14 protein-coding genes and 1 tRNA gene are annotated in these 14089 nt (G+C 62.3%); all 15 read left to right on the top strand.

Annotated elements, in window-relative coordinates; genetic code table 11:
* Positions 1-81 precede the first annotated feature (81 nt).
* The 15 genes from ribH (at position 82) to OKA05_RS16495 (ending at position 14085) form a co-directional block, all read left to right on the top strand.
* The gene (ribH, locus tag OKA05_RS16565) at positions 82-591 is read left to right on the top strand and encodes a 6,7-dimethyl-8-ribityllumazine synthase (RefSeq protein WP_264488288.1); all 510 of its coding nucleotides are present in this window, start codon (positions 82-84) and stop codon (positions 589-591) included.
* Positions 584-1486 (top strand): transcription antitermination factor NusB, encoded by a 903-nt coding sequence (gene nusB, locus OKA05_RS16560; RefSeq protein WP_264488287.1) that lies wholly within the window; start codon positions 584-586, stop codon positions 1484-1486. The genes ribH and nusB overlap by 8 nt, the downstream gene beginning before the upstream one ends.
* A gap of 79 nt (positions 1487-1565) precedes the next feature.
* On the top strand, positions 1566-3032 hold the full coding sequence (locus OKA05_RS16555) for an AI-2E family transporter (protein ID WP_264488286.1): 1467 nt from the start codon (positions 1566-1568) through the stop codon (positions 3030-3032).
* 9 nt (positions 3033-3041) lie between these two features.
* Positions 3042-4310 (top strand): peptidylprolyl isomerase, encoded by a 1269-nt coding sequence (locus OKA05_RS16550; RefSeq protein ID WP_264488285.1) that lies wholly within the window; start codon positions 3042-3044, stop codon positions 4308-4310.
* A 56-nt stretch (positions 4311-4366) separates the two neighbouring features.
* Positions 4367-5470, top strand: coding sequence for a 3-isopropylmalate dehydrogenase (gene leuB / locus OKA05_RS16545; protein WP_264488284.1), 1104 nt, complete (start codon positions 4367-4369; stop codon positions 5468-5470).
* Between the two features lie 102 nt (positions 5471-5572).
* Positions 5573-5800 (top strand): type II toxin-antitoxin system HicB family antitoxin, encoded by a 228-nt coding sequence (locus OKA05_RS16540; protein WP_264488283.1) that lies wholly within the window; start codon positions 5573-5575, stop codon positions 5798-5800.
* A gap of 218 nt (positions 5801-6018) precedes the next feature.
* Positions 6019-6405: a hypothetical protein gene (locus tag OKA05_RS16535; RefSeq protein ID WP_264488282.1), complete on the top strand. Its 387-nt coding sequence runs from the start codon at positions 6019-6021 to the stop codon at positions 6403-6405.
* A gap of 49 nt (positions 6406-6454) precedes the next feature.
* The gene (locus OKA05_RS16530) at positions 6455-7459 is read left to right on the top strand and encodes a beta-ketoacyl-ACP synthase III (RefSeq protein WP_264488281.1); all 1005 of its coding nucleotides are present in this window, start codon (positions 6455-6457) and stop codon (positions 7457-7459) included.
* 178 nt (positions 7460-7637) lie between these two features.
* A complete protein-coding gene (locus OKA05_RS16525; RefSeq protein WP_264488280.1) occupies positions 7638-9482 on the top strand; it encodes a POT family MFS transporter in 1845 nt (614 codons plus the stop codon).
* A gap of 11 nt (positions 9483-9493) precedes the next feature.
* On the top strand, positions 9494-10300 hold the full coding sequence (locus OKA05_RS16520) for a TatD family hydrolase (protein WP_264488279.1): 807 nt from the start codon (positions 9494-9496) through the stop codon (positions 10298-10300).
* Positions 10301-10401: 101 nt separating this feature from the next.
* On the top strand, positions 10402-11001 hold the full coding sequence (locus OKA05_RS16515; RefSeq protein ID WP_264488278.1) for a lytic transglycosylase: 600 nt from the start codon (positions 10402-10404) through the stop codon (positions 10999-11001).
* A gap of 4 nt (positions 11002-11005) precedes the next feature.
* Positions 11006-12004, top strand: a complete 999-nt coding sequence (locus OKA05_RS16510) for a TlpA family protein disulfide reductase (RefSeq protein ID WP_264488277.1) — start codon at positions 11006-11008, stop codon at positions 12002-12004.
* A 147-nt stretch (positions 12005-12151) separates the two neighbouring features.
* The gene (locus OKA05_RS16505; RefSeq protein ID WP_264488276.1) at positions 12152-12922 is read left to right on the top strand and encodes a BlaI/MecI/CopY family transcriptional regulator; all 771 of its coding nucleotides are present in this window, start codon (positions 12152-12154) and stop codon (positions 12920-12922) included.
* Positions 12923-13133: 211 nt separating this feature from the next.
* Positions 13134-13208, top strand: a tRNA-Val gene (locus tag OKA05_RS16500).
* Between the two features lie 13 nt (positions 13209-13221).
* Positions 13222-14085 carry a transglutaminase family protein gene (locus OKA05_RS16495; RefSeq protein ID WP_264488275.1) on the top strand — a complete coding sequence of 288 codons (864 nt, stop codon included), beginning with the start codon at positions 13222-13224 and terminating at the stop codon, positions 14083-14085.
* Positions 14086-14089: the final 4 nt, after the last annotated feature.

The following is a 14089-nucleotide window of genomic DNA, read 5'->3' as shown; positions in this document are numbered from 1 at the left end:
TTTCAAATGCGTTCCGGGCCGCCGCGGCTTTCTCCGGTTGCTTCCGTTGACTTTTCCCCCACCGCCCTCCATACCCCGCCCATGTCCTCGGCTTTGCCGCCCAAGCCCCGCATCATCGGTCCCCGCGTCCGGGTCTGCATCGTCGCGGCTAAGTACAATGAGCAATTCTCCGACGCACTGGTGGATAACACCGTCGAGGAGCTCGGCGAGCTGATGCCCCAGACCCGCGTCGATATCATCCGCGTGCCGGGGGCCTTCGAGATCCCGGTGACCATCGCCAATATCCTCGACCGCAACGAGTCCCCGCCCGCCTGCATCATCGCCCTCGGCGTGATCTTGAAAGGCGCGACCTCCCATGCCGACCTCATTGCGGGCACCATCACCCAGTCGCTGATGTCGATGGCCACCCAGCACAAGGTGCCGATCATCCACGAGGTGCTGCTGGTGGAGGATGAAAAGCAGGCCTACGCCCGCTGCATCGGCTCCAATCTGAACCGCGGCCGCGAAGCCGCCCGGGTCGCCGCATCGATGGTCGATATTTTCCACGAGATCGAGCGCACCATGCCTCGCGTCATTTCCCGCAATGCCTAGCCGCCGACAAATCCGCGAGGCGGTAGTCCAGTTCCTCTACTGCGCCGACCTCGAAGGCGGAGCCGACCCCGCGTCGCTCCGCGAAGCCTTCTGGCAGTTCGTCACCGAGTCGGACCGTCGTGCCATCTTGCAGGCGACTTGGAAGACGCTGCATCACCTGAGCCTAGGCCGCGAGGCTCGCTTGGCGGAGTTCCAGCAGAGGCTCGCCGTCGCCATGGCCACGCTGAAAGCCCGGCCCGACCTCGAGCGCACCTTGATGGCCCTGCAGCAGGTCGCCGACCTCGAGAACAAGTGGTCGGCCGTCATGATCGAGCTGTCCCGCATCCCGCGCGATAGCGATGACGATGCTTTCAGCGAGCGCTTCGAGCCGACACTGGAGAAGTTTTTCCGCACCGATCGCGACCTGATCTTTACCCGCAAGCGTTTCCTCGAAGCGCTCGAAGACATCCCCGGCCTGCGCGCCCAACTCGATCCAATCGCGGGCAGCATCCGCCGCCTCGACCGCATCTCCGAGCGCGTCCGCATGGTCGAGGAGCCGGAGAAGTTCCCCGATCAGGTCGATCTGGCGAAACTCCGCGAGTCGAAGGAATCTCTCGCCACCCTGCTGCGCGAGTCGAATTCCCTGACCGACGCGGTGCTGCGCGAAAAGGATGCCATCGACGAACGCCTCGCCGCCGTGGTGGAGAATTTCGCACCGGAACGCATCGACCCCGTCGACCGCGCCATCTTGCGCCTGGCGACTTGGGAAATCCTGCACGCCCAAAACGTCCCCGCCGCCGTCGCCATCGACGAGGCGATCGAGCTGGCCAAGCGCTTCGGCACCACCGACTCCGGCCGCTTCGTCAATGGAGTCCTCGACAAGATCTCCAAGACCGCTGCCGAGCAAGGGAGCTGACCGGCCCCGGTGCTGATTCCGTAACCGGTCGAATTTTCCCATCCCGCCACCGCGTCGGATCTGCTAGACCGTCCTGCCGATGGCCCGCTACCCTACTCGCTTTCAGCTTCGCACCCTATGGAACGCCGCCACCGGCGTGTCGATTCTGGTGCTCGGCGCGCTCATCGTCGGGATGGTCTGGCTGATTGGTCAGATCTTCGGCTTTCTCCAGCCGGTGCTGGTGCCACTGGCGGTCGCCGCCATCGTCGCCTACCTGCTGGATCCGGTGGTGCGCATTTTCCAGAAGCGCGGATTTTCCCGCCGCTGGTCGGTCGTCTCGGTGTTCGCCGGTTTCACCCTGCTGGTCGCCGGGCTGGTCGCCATCATGATCCCGCTGGTCGGCGGGCAGATCCATAAGTTCCAGGAACAGCGCCAGGCCATCGCCGCCTCCAGGGAGCCCGCGCCGCCGGTGGTCGATCCCATCGCGCCGCCCGTTGAGCCCGCCGCTGTGGACCAGGCGACGGCCGGCCAGCCAGCCCCGGCAGACGCTCAAAACAAAGCGGTGGAAGAGAATCCTGCCGCTGCGAAGAAGCCCTTCGACGAGATCATCGTCGACATGCTGATCCACACCCGGAACAAGAACGAGTGGTCGAAGCCATTCATCGATCCGCTGCTCGGCCCACCGGAAGACCCGAAATCCGATGCGCCGAAAGCCACCCTGACCGCCTCACTCGACGAGGCAGCAGAGGCCGGCCGCAAACAACTCGATCCTCCGATTGTTCTTCAGGACACAGAGCTCTGGGCACAGGGCAAGAGCTACATTGATGAAATCGTCGGCTGGGTCAAAGGCGGCGCAGGCAAGGTGCTCGGCTTCCTCGGCCTCGCACTCGGCTTCCTGATGGTGCCGATCTACCTCTACTACATCCTCAACGAAAGCGCCGCCATCAAGGAGCACTGGCACGACTACGTCCCGCTCAAGGCCTCCCGCTTCAAAACCGAGCTCGTCGAAACGCTCACCGAGATCAACCGCTACCTGATCTCCTTCTTCCGCGGCCAGGTCTTCGTCGCCTTCATCGATGGCATGCTGGTGGGTCTCGCGCTCACCGCCTTCCGCCTGCCGCTCGGCCTGCTGGTCGGCATCATCATGGCGGTGCTCGGCATCATCCCCTACATCGGGAACATCATTACCCTCATCCCCGCCTGCGTGCTGGCGTGGTTCCATTTCAGCGTCCCGGAGAACCAGCACATCCTCGGCTCGAACCCGTGGGCGTATGTCGGCGGCGTGGTGGCGATCTTCGTGATCGTCCAGCAGATCAATTCGCTGGTCACCGCGCCGAAGATCGTCGGCGACTCGGTCGGCCTGCACCCGATGACGGTCATTTTCTCGATGCTCTTCTGGTCGCTCATCCTCGGCGGCTTCGTCGGTGCCTTGCTCGCGGTGCCGTTGACCGCCGCGGTGAAAGTGCTCTTCCGCCGCTACATCTGGGAGCGCAAGCTGAAGGAAGAATCCGAGGACAAGGACCCCCGCTACGACGAGTGGGAGCCGTCCGAAGCCGAGGGCGCCTGACTAACGGGCTTGCCGAACCGCCTGCTTCATGGCGGCATGCGCCGCGTGACGAAGGCAATCACCCTGCTGACCTTCCTGGCGTGTCCGCTGCATGCGGCGTTGATCGCCCATGTCCAAACGACCTTGGGCACCGTCCACGTCGAGCTCCAGCATGCCACGGCACCCAAAGCCGTCGCGAATTTCATGACGCTCGCGCAGGGAACGCGAAGCCGCGTGAATCCGATCACGGGTGCCGCAACCACTGACCCTCTCTACGTCGGCGAAAAGTTTTTCCGCACCCTCAACAACGCGGCCTACAAGTTCGCGCAGACCGGCTCCGGCACCGGAACTCCCGCCGGCCAGTCCGGCTTCACGTTTCAGGATGAGTTCACTCCGTCAGTGCGCCACACCGGATACACGCTGTCCTCCGCAAATGCCGGCCCCAACACCAACAACGGCCAAATCTTTTTCACCGGCAACCTCACCATCCCCTCCTACGACGATGTCCATAGCATCATCGGGCTGATTCCGGATGCCGCAAGCCGCACGGTCATCGATGCCATCATCAATGCCGGTGACAACGGATCCACCATCACCGGGATCACCTTTGAGCGCACCGACCCTGCGGCAAATGCCTTCAACGAACTGGCGCAGGGATTGCCGGAAGTGGTGAGGCCTTTCGGCAAGCTTGAAGTCACCCCCGGAGTCTCCGCCATTTGGAAGTTCGACGCTCCCATCACAACCGGGACGATCTTCCGAGCATTCCGGTCAAATTTGCCGAACGGCACGTGGGCCGAACTGGAAGACGCATCTCTCCAGCTCGGGATCCTCTCGCATCCCCAGGTCGCATCGGCAACCCAAGCGACGATTGAGACCGAACCGGGCGTCCAAGGGTTCTACCAGCTCACGGTGGCTCGTCATTCCGGCGCAATCGGCCCGACGACGCTAGTTGACCGGACCGTGGCCTTTGCATTCGGCGGAGGGACGCTGAGCTATGCTTTCGACGCCACCGGAAAAAGTGGAATCCTGACTTACACTCCCGCCTCCGGTGGTTCTAGCACCTCGTCGTTTACGACCGTCAACCCCAGCGACGGCACCTCGCTGGCCCCTTATTCCTTGGGAGCCCACAATATCAATTTTGTGGCCGACACAGTGAACGGCAGCCCTCGCTACTACTGGGTGAAAGTAGGGTGTGATTCGATATCCGAGACGGTGATCTCGGGGCACCACTCGACGCAGACTTTCGGAATTTTCGGTTGGCAGCCCTTTGTAAAAGGAACCTGCACGGTCACCCGCTGAAATCCCGACACGCTCTGCGCTTGGCGGCCGGGAAATCGGCTCCTAGCGTCCCGCCCATGTCTCGCAGCTATCGCATTGCAGTTCTCTCCGGCGACGGAATCGGCCCGGAAGTCATGACCGAAGCCCTCCGCGTACTGGACGCCGTGGAGACCAAGTTCGGCTTCACCACCACCCGCGAGGAGCGCTTCGTGGGCGGCGCGGCGATCGATGCCACCGGCCACCCGCTGCCGCCGGAAACCATCGCCTCTTGTGAAGCGAGCGATGGCATCCTCTTCGGCTCCGTCGGCGGACCGAAGTGGGAAAGCCTGCCACCCGACATCCAGCCCGAGCGCGGCGCACTGCTGCCGCTGCGCAAGCACTTCGGCCTCTTCGCCAATCTCCGCCCCGGCGTCTGCCTGCCCTCGCTGACCCACGCCTCGCCGGTGAAAAATGAACTCATCCCGAATGGCTTCGACGTGCTCTGCGTGCGCGAGCTCACCGGCGGCGTCTATTTCGGCCAACCGAAGGGCCGCGAGGAACGCGATGGCGAGCCGGTCGCCTTCGACACCATGATCTATCGCCAGAGCGAGATCGACCGCATCCTGCGCGTCGCCTTCACCGCCGCGATGGGCCGCGGCAAGCGCCTCGTCTCCGTGGACAAGGCCAACGTGCTCGCCACCTCGGTGTTGTGGCGCGAAACCGCCGTGCAGGTCGCGAAGGATTTCCCGGAGGTCGAGCTCAGCCACCTCTACGTGGACAACGCCGCGATGCAGCTCGTCCGCCGCCCGGATTCCTTCGACGTGCTGGTCACCGAGAACCTCTTCGGCGACATCCTCTCGGATGAAATGGCGATGATCTCCGGGTCGCTCGGCATGCTGCCCTCCGCCTCGCTCGGCAAGCAGAAGGACGGCGGCCTCTACTTCGGCATGTATGAGCCGTCGGGCGGCTCCGCGCCCGACATCGCCGGCAAGGGCATCGCCAATCCCATCGCCCAGATCCTCTCCACCGCCATGCTGCTGCGTTTCTCGCTCGGCGAGAACGACGCCGCCGCCGCGATCGAGGCCGCCGTGGCCAAGGCGATCGACGAAGGCTTCCGCACCGGCGACATCGCCACCGGCGCAGCGGGCGAGACCAAGGTCGGCACCGTCGCCATGGCGGATGCGATTCTGGCACGTTTGTAAAGTGGTGCATGCCTCCGGCGTGCAACTGGACAGGCAAGCCTCCGGCTTGCCGTCCTTCCCAATTTCAGCGAACGTCTTCAACGCCTCGAAAGACTCCGGGCAATGAAAAAGAAAACCGACATCTATCACCGCTGGGTCGCTTGGTCGGAAGAAGATCAGGTCTATATCGGCCGCTGCCCCGACCTTTTCGGTGGGGGCGTCCACGGCGACGATCCGGTTGAGGTCGCCCGGGAGCTGCAAGAGGTCATCGATGAGTGGGAGAACGATCTGACTGCCGACGGTACTCCGTTTCCCCCTGCAAGAGTCCGCCCGATGGTTGAAGTCGCTTGAGCTGGGTAGCCGCTTGCCCCCTCTTCAAGGTTCTCCGGGATGTGGTCACACCAGCATGGCTGGATTCGCATGAAGAAAATCGACCGCGTTATAGTCCATCCGTCCGCCTGCGCTCCCCTTCTCTCCCCCGTTCCTGGTTCCTCCATTCACGGGCCTTCTGGCTGGGTCTCGGGGTCTCAGCCTTCTTCATCTGGCTGACCATCGATTCACACGTCAATATGTCCATCATCCGCACCATCCACCGTGGGTCGTGGCGGGACTGGTCCAACGAAACCACCATCCCGGCCGGCACTCCCGCTGAGTCCGGCTCGCTCATGCTAATGCTGGCGTGGGGAGCGGTTGGGGTTAGATGGAATGACGAAATAAACTGGCCGGGGGCGGGTTATGGGGGGAATGACGAACGGGGCAAACCCTATCCCGGAATCCCCACGATCTGGCTCCCAAAGGTGACCAACGAACGCGATTCGGTCATGAGATATCGCGGAGTCGAGGTGCCAACCTGGATTCTTCTGGTGGGTTGGCTCGGGATCTGGGCGTGGCAGCTCGATCGATCAAAGCGCCGCCACCGCGCCTACCTGACTTCGGCAGCCACCCCCGCTTCCTGAGCCTTCGCACTTGCCACCCCGGCGGCCGGTTTCCAAAGTCCGCCCGTTCATGAGCGACGCCTTCACCTCGCAGCACCAGGTCTGCATTGCCGGCACCGGCAGCTACTTGCCCGAGAAAGTCCTCACCAACGCCGATCTCGCAAAGTTGGTCGACACCTCGGACGAGTGGATCTTCAGCCGCACCGGCATCCGTGAACGGCGTATCGCTGCCGAGGGCGAGTTCACCTCGCACATGGCCTCCAAGGCCGGCATGCGGGCTCTCGAACAAGCCGGCCTCGCGGCAGAGGACATCGAGCTGATCATCGTCGCCACCATCACGCCGGACACGCTCACGCCGGCGACCGCCTGCTACGTCCAACAGCAGCTCGGCGCACCGGGCGCGGTGGCCTTCGACATTTCCGCCGCCTGCTCCGGCTTCCTCTACGCGATGAAGATCGCCAAGCGCCTGATTTCCGACGGCGCCTTTGCCAACGCGCTGATCATTGGCGCGGAAAAACTCTCTTCCTTCATCAATTGGGACGACCGCACCACCTGCGTGCTCTTCGGCGATGGCGCCGGAGCCGCGGTCCTGCGCCGCGCCGCTCCGGATGAAGGATCCATCATCGCCACCGAGATGGGCACCGATGGCAAGCTCACCCACTTGCTCAATATCCCCGGCGGTGGCTCGGCCTGCCCGATCACCATCGACAACGCCGGGATGAACCTCGCCAGCCTCTCGATGATGGGCAAGGAGGTCTTCAAGCACGCCGTGAATCGCATGAAGGAATCGGCGGAGAAGGTCATCGAGCGCGCCGGCCTGAAGCCGGAGGACATCAAGCTCGTGGTGCCGCACCAGGCGAACCTCCGCATCATCGATGCCATCGCCGACCGCCTGTCGGTGCCGCCCGAGCGGGTGTTCGTGAACTTGCAGAAGTACGGCAACACCTCCGCCGCCGCCGTCGCCATCGCGCTCGACGAAGCGAACCGCGCCGGACTCATCAAACGCGGCGAGCACGTCGTGCTGGTCGTTTTCGGCGCAGGCCTCACGTGGGCCGCTGCTGCCGTTAGGTGGTGATCTGAGACAGCAGACAGGAAGAGACGACAGACGCCAGACTGGAGCGCTGAGCAGGGTCCGGCTTTTGCCGCGATTTCCTGAGCTTTACGGCGCGCAGGTTGCTTCCTAGCTTCGCGCGCAATCCACGCATGACCCTCTGGTCTTGGGTCTTGCGTCTTCAAGTCTTGCGTCTCCCACCATGTCCTACCGCACCAGCGCTCTCGACACCGACCGGATGCCTCCGGGCATCCCCTTCATCATCGGCAACGAGGCCGCGGAGCGGTTCTCCTTCTATGGCATGCGGACCATTCTGGTGGTCTTCATGACGAAGTACCTGTGGCTGATGGACCAGCAGGCGGGCACGGCGATGACGAACGCTGCCGCGCGGGAGCATTACCACGATTTCGTGGCCTATGCCTATCTCACACCGTTCCTAGGAGCGCTCCTCAGCGATGTTCTGCTGGGGAAATACCGCACGATCCTCTGGCTATCCATCTTCTATTGCCTGGGGCACGGGGCACTCGCCCTCATGGGCACTTCCGGGAGTTCGACGACGTGGCTCTACACCGGCCTGATTCTCATTTGCCTCGGAGCGGGCGGGATCAAGCCCTGCGTCTCCGCGCACGTGGGTGACCAGTTCGGCCCGAAGAATTCGCATCTGCTGACGCGCGTTTACAACTGGTTCTACTTCTCGATCAATTTCGGCTCGTTCTTCTCGACCCTTCTCACCCCTTGGCTGCTTGAGCACTATGGCCCGCATTGGGCGTTCGGCATTCCCGGAGGATTGATGGCGCTCGCGACCTTGGTCTTCTGGATGGGTCGAAACCGATTCGTCCATGTACCTCCGGCGGGATCCTCCTTTTTCCGCGAGCTGGGATCGCGCGAAGGCCTGGTCGCGCTCGCCAAGCTCATTCCACTCTTCCTGTTCATAGCGGTCTTCTGGGGCCTCTACGATCAGACCGGATCCTCATGGGTCCAGCAGGCTGCCCAGATGAACCTGAATTTCATGGGCATCACCTGGCTGGAATCCCAGGTCCAGGCGGCGAACCCCATCCTCATCCTTCTTTTCGTCCCGCTCTTCAGCCTGGTGCTCTACCCGCTGATCAATCGCGTCTTCAAACTCACGCCCCTGCGCAAGATCGGCTTCGGCCTCTTCCTGACCGTGGGCTGCTTCGCCCTGTCCACCTTGATCCAATCATGGATCGACAAGGGCCAAAGCCCTTCGATCGGCTGGCAGCTTACCGCTTACATTCTCATCACCGCAGCGGAGGTGATGGTGTCCATTGTAGGCTTGGAGTTCTCCTACACCCAGGCACCCAAGAGCATGAAGTCGCTCGTCATGGCGTGCTACCTCGCCGCGGTCTTCATCGGTAACAAGATGACCGCCCAGGTCAATGAGTTCATCCAGATTCCCAGTGCCGCCGAGGAGCAGTTGGGCGCAGCCACGGCAAACCTGCCGGGAGATTGGCGGAAGGATCCGCGCAATGTCGTGCTGCCCGGACTTTCGCTCGAGGATCCGGCCGATGACATGGTGGCCCATCTGAAAAACGGCACTATCGATGAACTCGATCTGCCGGGTCACGATGCATTCAAGAGCGCCGCCGCCGTGATCGAGACCGCCGCACGCAAGAACAACGACCAGCTTCCCGAGCCGGACAAACTCGGCGCCGACCTCGGCAAGGACATCTTCGGCAATGCCATCCGCTACGAGATCATCGACTCGACCCACTTCCGCCTGATCAGTGACGGCGCGGACCGCAAGCCGGGTACCAAATGGGATATCGGGCTCACCGTCTCCGTCGAAAAACCCGAGGGCCCCGGCAGCGCCACGAGCTGGCTCGAGAGGCGCAAGGCGCAGATGGGCATCTCCACCGCCAACACCACTTCCGAGACCCGCTATTCCGCTTCCGCGTTCTGCGGCGGCCAAACGAAGCTCGAGGGAGCGGAGTACTTCCGCTTCTTCACCTGGCTGATGTTGGGCACCGCGGTGCTTTACGTGCCCTTCGCGTTGGCGTATCGCCCGCGGACTTACCTGCACGAATAATCATCCTGCCAGTGCTCACCGATTCCCACTGCCACCTCGCCAGCCATCGCTTCGCTCCGGCGGAGGTTCCCGATCTCATCGCACGGGCGAAAGCCCACGGCGTGACGCGCCTCGTCACCTTGGTGACCGGTCTCGACGACCTCGAAGCGAATCTCGCCATCGCCGCAGCCCATCCCGAAGTCTCGGTCTGCATCGGCTTCCACCCCTGCGATGCGCATGAAGCTCCCGATGACGGGATCGATCGCTTGCGGCTTCACGTTTCCGATCCACGCGTCTGCGGCATCGGCGAGACCGGCCTCGACTACTACCACCCCGCGCCCGAGGGATGGACCGAGGAAACCTTCCGCGAGCGCCAACGGCTGCTGCTCGATGCGCACTTCGAACTCGCGGCTGAAGCCGACCTCAACGTCGTGATCCACACCCGCGACACGAAGGGCGATGCCTCGTTCCAAGACGCGCTCGCCATCTATCGTCGTTATGCAGCGAAGGTACGCGCCGTGTTCCACTGCTTCATCGGCCCCGAAGCGAATGCCCGCGAAGTGATCGCACTCGGTGGCCTCGTATCCTTCGGTGGAGTCGCGACCTTCAAGAATGCTGCCGATGTGCTTGCCACCGCCACTGCAGTACCGGCAGATAGCTTCCTGTTGGAAACCGATTCACCGTACCTTGCGCCGGTGCCACATCGGGGCCAACGTAACGAGCCTGCCTACGTCAGGCATGTTGCCGAGCACCTCGCACAGCATCGTGGAATCACACTCCAACAGCTCGCCTCTCAAACGGAAGCAACCGCATCGGCCTTCTTCCGCTTCCGTGCGTGATCGTCATTTGAACAAAGCATCATGCCGGCTGCGTTTGATGTTCGACGCGTCGGTGCTTCCCAAGTCGCACGCGCGTTGTTAATCCCTGTCGCACCGAATCCATGAGCACCGTCCGCTACCTTGCCCTGGCTACCGCCGCCTTCACACTCGCCTCTTGCTCGCTCTTCAAGAAGGGCGAGGAAAACTACGATACCGTCGATGGTGCACCTCCATCCGATCCTTACGGAGTTCCCGGTGATGTATCGGCTGAAGCCGTGCCTTACCAAGCGGTGAATCCACCCGCCAATGCCAACCCGACGTACGGGCAAGCCGCCTATGAAGACCACGCGGCCACGCCAACACCGGCCGCACCTACTGGTTCATCACCGGCACCATCGGCCGCCAGCACGAGTCACACCGTGGTGAGAGGCGACACGCTTGGTGCCATCGCACGCCGCTACGGCACCACCTCCGCGGCGATCAAACAAGCCAACGCCATGACCAGCGATACCGTCGTGCTCGGCAAGACGCTCGTCATCCCCGGCTCCTCCGGCCCGGTGAAATCCGCACCAGCCGCCGGTGGCAAGACCCACCTCGTTGCCAAGGGCGACTCGCTCAGCCGCATCGCCGCGAAATACGGCACCACCTCCGAGGCGATCAAGAAGGCCAATGCCATGAAGTCCGATACGGTGGTGCTCGGCACCAAGCTCCGCATTCCTTGACCTGATGTTTTCCTCCGGCACGACCTCATCCCTCGCCGCGCTGCTGTTGCTGGCAGCGACCTGCTTCGCGCAGGAGCCGAAAACCGTGCCTGAGCCAAAACCCGCGCCGGAGGAAGACCCCTACGCCTCGCTGCCACCAAAGCGCGCCGCCTTGGAGCGCATGATCTCCGAACGCGGCACGCCCGAGGCCTTCGAAGCGGCGATCAAGAAGGCGCGCGAGCAAGGCGTCAGCGATCAAGCCATCCTCGAAGCGCGCTTCCTCTACCACGTGGATCGCCGCGAGGACGACAAGATCGCCGCGATGCTGCCGGAATTCCTCAGGCGCAAGGACGACTTCAAGATCGAGCAGTCCGAGATCTTCGCCGTGAAGGAAGACTGGCTCGCCGTCGTGGAATACGTCGAGGCGATCGACGCGCTGAAGAAGAATGATCGCGACGGCTTCAAGAAGCACATCACCGAGGCCTTCTGGCTCAGCCCGCGCCAGGCGAGCGCCTTCGCACCGCACATCGATCGCATGCGCCTGGACGAGGCGATGCGTACCGTGAAGATCGATGGCTCGATCAAACTGCCGTCGTTGCTTGCGAAGGATCCGCTGGAACTCGCCACGCTGATGCGCGATCGCAAGGCGCTTCTGCTTCACTTCTGGTCACCGTGGAGCCGCGAGTGCGAAGCGAGCATGCCGGACTTCAAGGTCACCGCGACGGAGCTGGAGAAGCATGGAGTCGCCGTCGCATCGCTGCTTGCAGAGTCGACGCCGGATGCAGCGAAGGATGCGAAGGAGATCGTCGCGGGACTCGGCGACAAGCCACCGGGCGTGTGGTTGTTGGATCGCGAGAAGGACTCGCTGATGCGTTTGTTGCGCATCCAGAACCTTCCCACGATGGTTCTCGTCTCACCTGAAGGCAGTGTGATTTACAACGGACATCCTTCTGAAGACGGACTGTGGGATGCCTTATCGAAACTTGCACCCGAAGTAAAACGACCCGCTGTCGAAGGACATTGAGTACGGCATCAACTACGATGAACGTCGTAGATGGAAAAACAGCATGTGGATTTTTATTAAGTGTTCCGAAAAATCCGGCAATTTGAACTTGACGGATTTGTGAACTACTAGCTTTATGGTGACACCAATTCGGCGACCATAAAAATCATGGCACGAGCAACCCACCCCTCCAACCTCGAGCTCCAGGCATTGTCCGTGTTGTGGCACGAGGGTCCATCTACGGTAAGTGCCGTACTTGAGAACCTCCCCGACGGAAAGGACCGGGCTTACACGACAGTGCTGTCGGTGTTGCAAAGCCTCGAACGCAAGAAGCTCGTCAAGCGTGCGCGCGATGGTCGCGCCCATGTTTATGAAGCTGCGTTTTCCCAGGACGCCATCGTCCGTCGTGCCGCGCACGATTTTCTTACCAACGCTTTCGGGGGTCGTCTCGGTGAGGCGATCCTCGCACTCCTCTCCGCCGGGACTTTGACCCCGGAAGAGAAAACAAACATCGAACGCGAACTCAAACGACACAAAGCCATGGCTGCAAAGAAAACAGCGAAGAAGGCGGCCAAGAAGGTCGCCAAGAAAGCCCCGGCCAAGAAGGCCGCTGCGAAGAAGGTAGCGAAGAAGGTAGCGAAGAAGGCCCCGGCCAAGAAGGCTGCGGCGAAGAAGGCTGCCAAGAAGGCTCCGGCGAAGAAGGTTGCTAAGAAGGCCGCCAAGAAAGCCGCGAAGTCCGCCAAGAAGGCCGCCAAGAAGGTAGCGAAGAAGACCGTTGCCAAGAAGGCAGCCAAGAAGGCCGCCGCGAAGAAGGCACCGGCCAAGAAGGCTCCTGCAAAGAAGGCTCCTGCAAAGAAGGCCGCCAAGTCCGCCAAGAAAGCCGCTCCGGCCAAGAAGGCTGCCAAGAAGGCCGCCAAGAAAGCCGCGAAGAAGGCCTAAGGTTCCCCATCCGCGCACAGATCCCCTCGCCTTGGGCGAAGCGGCCTGTTCGCGCTGAGTTTACTGTCTCAAACGGCGGGGAGCTACGGCTCCCCGCCCTTTTGTTTACGGGTCTTTTTCGCCACCGCAAAAGCGCCCCGCATTTCTCCGAAAAATGGGTTGCATCACCGCACCTCGTTACCCATTCTCCCGGCCCCGTCCGGGGACATATGCGCGGTTAGCTCAGCGGTAGAGCACCACCTTGACACGGTGGGGGTCACTGGTTCGATCCCAGTATCGCGCACCATCCCCTTTCTTCTGTGACCGCTGCTCCCGATACTTCACCGGAGCGCCTCGCCCTGCTACTGAGGCTGCTCGACGACGACTCCCCCCCAGTGCGGGCGTCCGTGGAAGCCGCCCTCTCCGCCTACGATGGCGATGTCAGCGAGTTGCTCGGCGGACTCCAGATCGTGCTCGGCGAGCCGGAGCAGGAATTGCTCTCGCTGATGTTGCTTCCCGCACGACGCGAACGCCTCCGCCGCGAATGGGTTGTTCCCGCCGGTGGCGCTGGAGCAGTGCTCGATGACTGGGATCAATTTGAAGCACTGCTGCGTTCCCTTTCCGACTATCTGCACGACGGTGTCACCCTGAGACAACCGTTGGGAGATGCGCTCGATTTACTGGCGGAAGAGCTTGAGGACATCGGCACTCAGGAAGGAGCTGCCGGCTTGAACAGGGCGCTATTTGAAAGCGGCCGCTTCAAGGCGAATTTCCGCGAGGAAGACGAGCCGGACAATTACGACCTTGGCCATGTGCTTGCGGGAAATCCGTCTAACGCATTCGGCCTGGGACTCGTATTTCTATTCGTCGCCCACCGGCTGGATATCGATGTCGAGGGAGTCAGCCTCCCCCAATCGTTCTTGTGCCGCTTTCATGACGAGGGACAAGTCGTGCTCACCGAGCCCGCGATGAAAGGCCGCACGATCACTAGTGAAGATCTCGCGCATCGCATCCGGCGTTATCCGCGTGAAGTCCGCGCGATGGTCGCACGTCCCGCCACTCCCGGTGAATTGTTGGTCCGGGTCGTGGAAGAACTTGCGACTTCATGGTCAGTCCGCGGCGAAACAGAAGATGCCGAGCTCATGGAAGAGCTGCTGGCCACGCTGGTGAAGGCGCCGTTCTGACGCC

This window comes from Luteolibacter arcticus (genome assembly GCF_025950235.1).
GTDB classification, from domain to species: Bacteria; Verrucomicrobiota; Verrucomicrobiia; order Verrucomicrobiales; family Akkermansiaceae; genus Haloferula; species Haloferula arctica.
This window is presented reverse-complemented; position numbering and strand designations above follow the sequence as displayed.

Bases quoted from the DNA above. Each gene is read 5' to 3' on its own strand.
- ribH (WP_264488288.1), top strand. From the start codon at position 82: ATGTCCTCGGCTTTGCCGCCCAAGCCCCGCATCATCGGTCCCCGCGTC.
- nusB (WP_264488287.1), top strand. From the start codon at position 584: ATGCCTAGCCGCCGACAAATCCGCGAGGCGGTAGTCCAGTTCCTCTAC.
- OKA05_RS16555 (WP_264488286.1), top strand. From the start codon at position 1,566: ATGGCCCGCTACCCTACTCGCTTTCAGCTTCGCACCCTATGGAACGCC.
- leuB (WP_264488284.1), top strand. From the start codon at position 4,367: ATGTCTCGCAGCTATCGCATTGCAGTTCTCTCCGGCGACGGAATCGGC.
- OKA05_RS16540 (WP_264488283.1), top strand. From the start codon at position 5,573: ATGAAAAAGAAAACCGACATCTATCACCGCTGGGTCGCTTGGTCGGAA.
- OKA05_RS16535 (WP_264488282.1), top strand. From the start codon at position 6,019: ATGTCCATCATCCGCACCATCCACCGTGGGTCGTGGCGGGACTGGTCC.
- OKA05_RS16530 (WP_264488281.1), top strand. From the start codon at position 6,455: ATGAGCGACGCCTTCACCTCGCAGCACCAGGTCTGCATTGCCGGCACC.
- OKA05_RS16525 (WP_264488280.1), top strand. From the start codon at position 7,638: ATGTCCTACCGCACCAGCGCTCTCGACACCGACCGGATGCCTCCGGGC.
- OKA05_RS16515 (WP_264488278.1), top strand. From the start codon at position 10,402: ATGAGCACCGTCCGCTACCTTGCCCTGGCTACCGCCGCCTTCACACTC.
- OKA05_RS16510 (WP_264488277.1), top strand. From the start codon at position 11,006: ATGTTTTCCTCCGGCACGACCTCATCCCTCGCCGCGCTGCTGTTGCTG.
- OKA05_RS16505 (WP_264488276.1), top strand. From the start codon at position 12,152: ATGGCACGAGCAACCCACCCCTCCAACCTCGAGCTCCAGGCATTGTCC.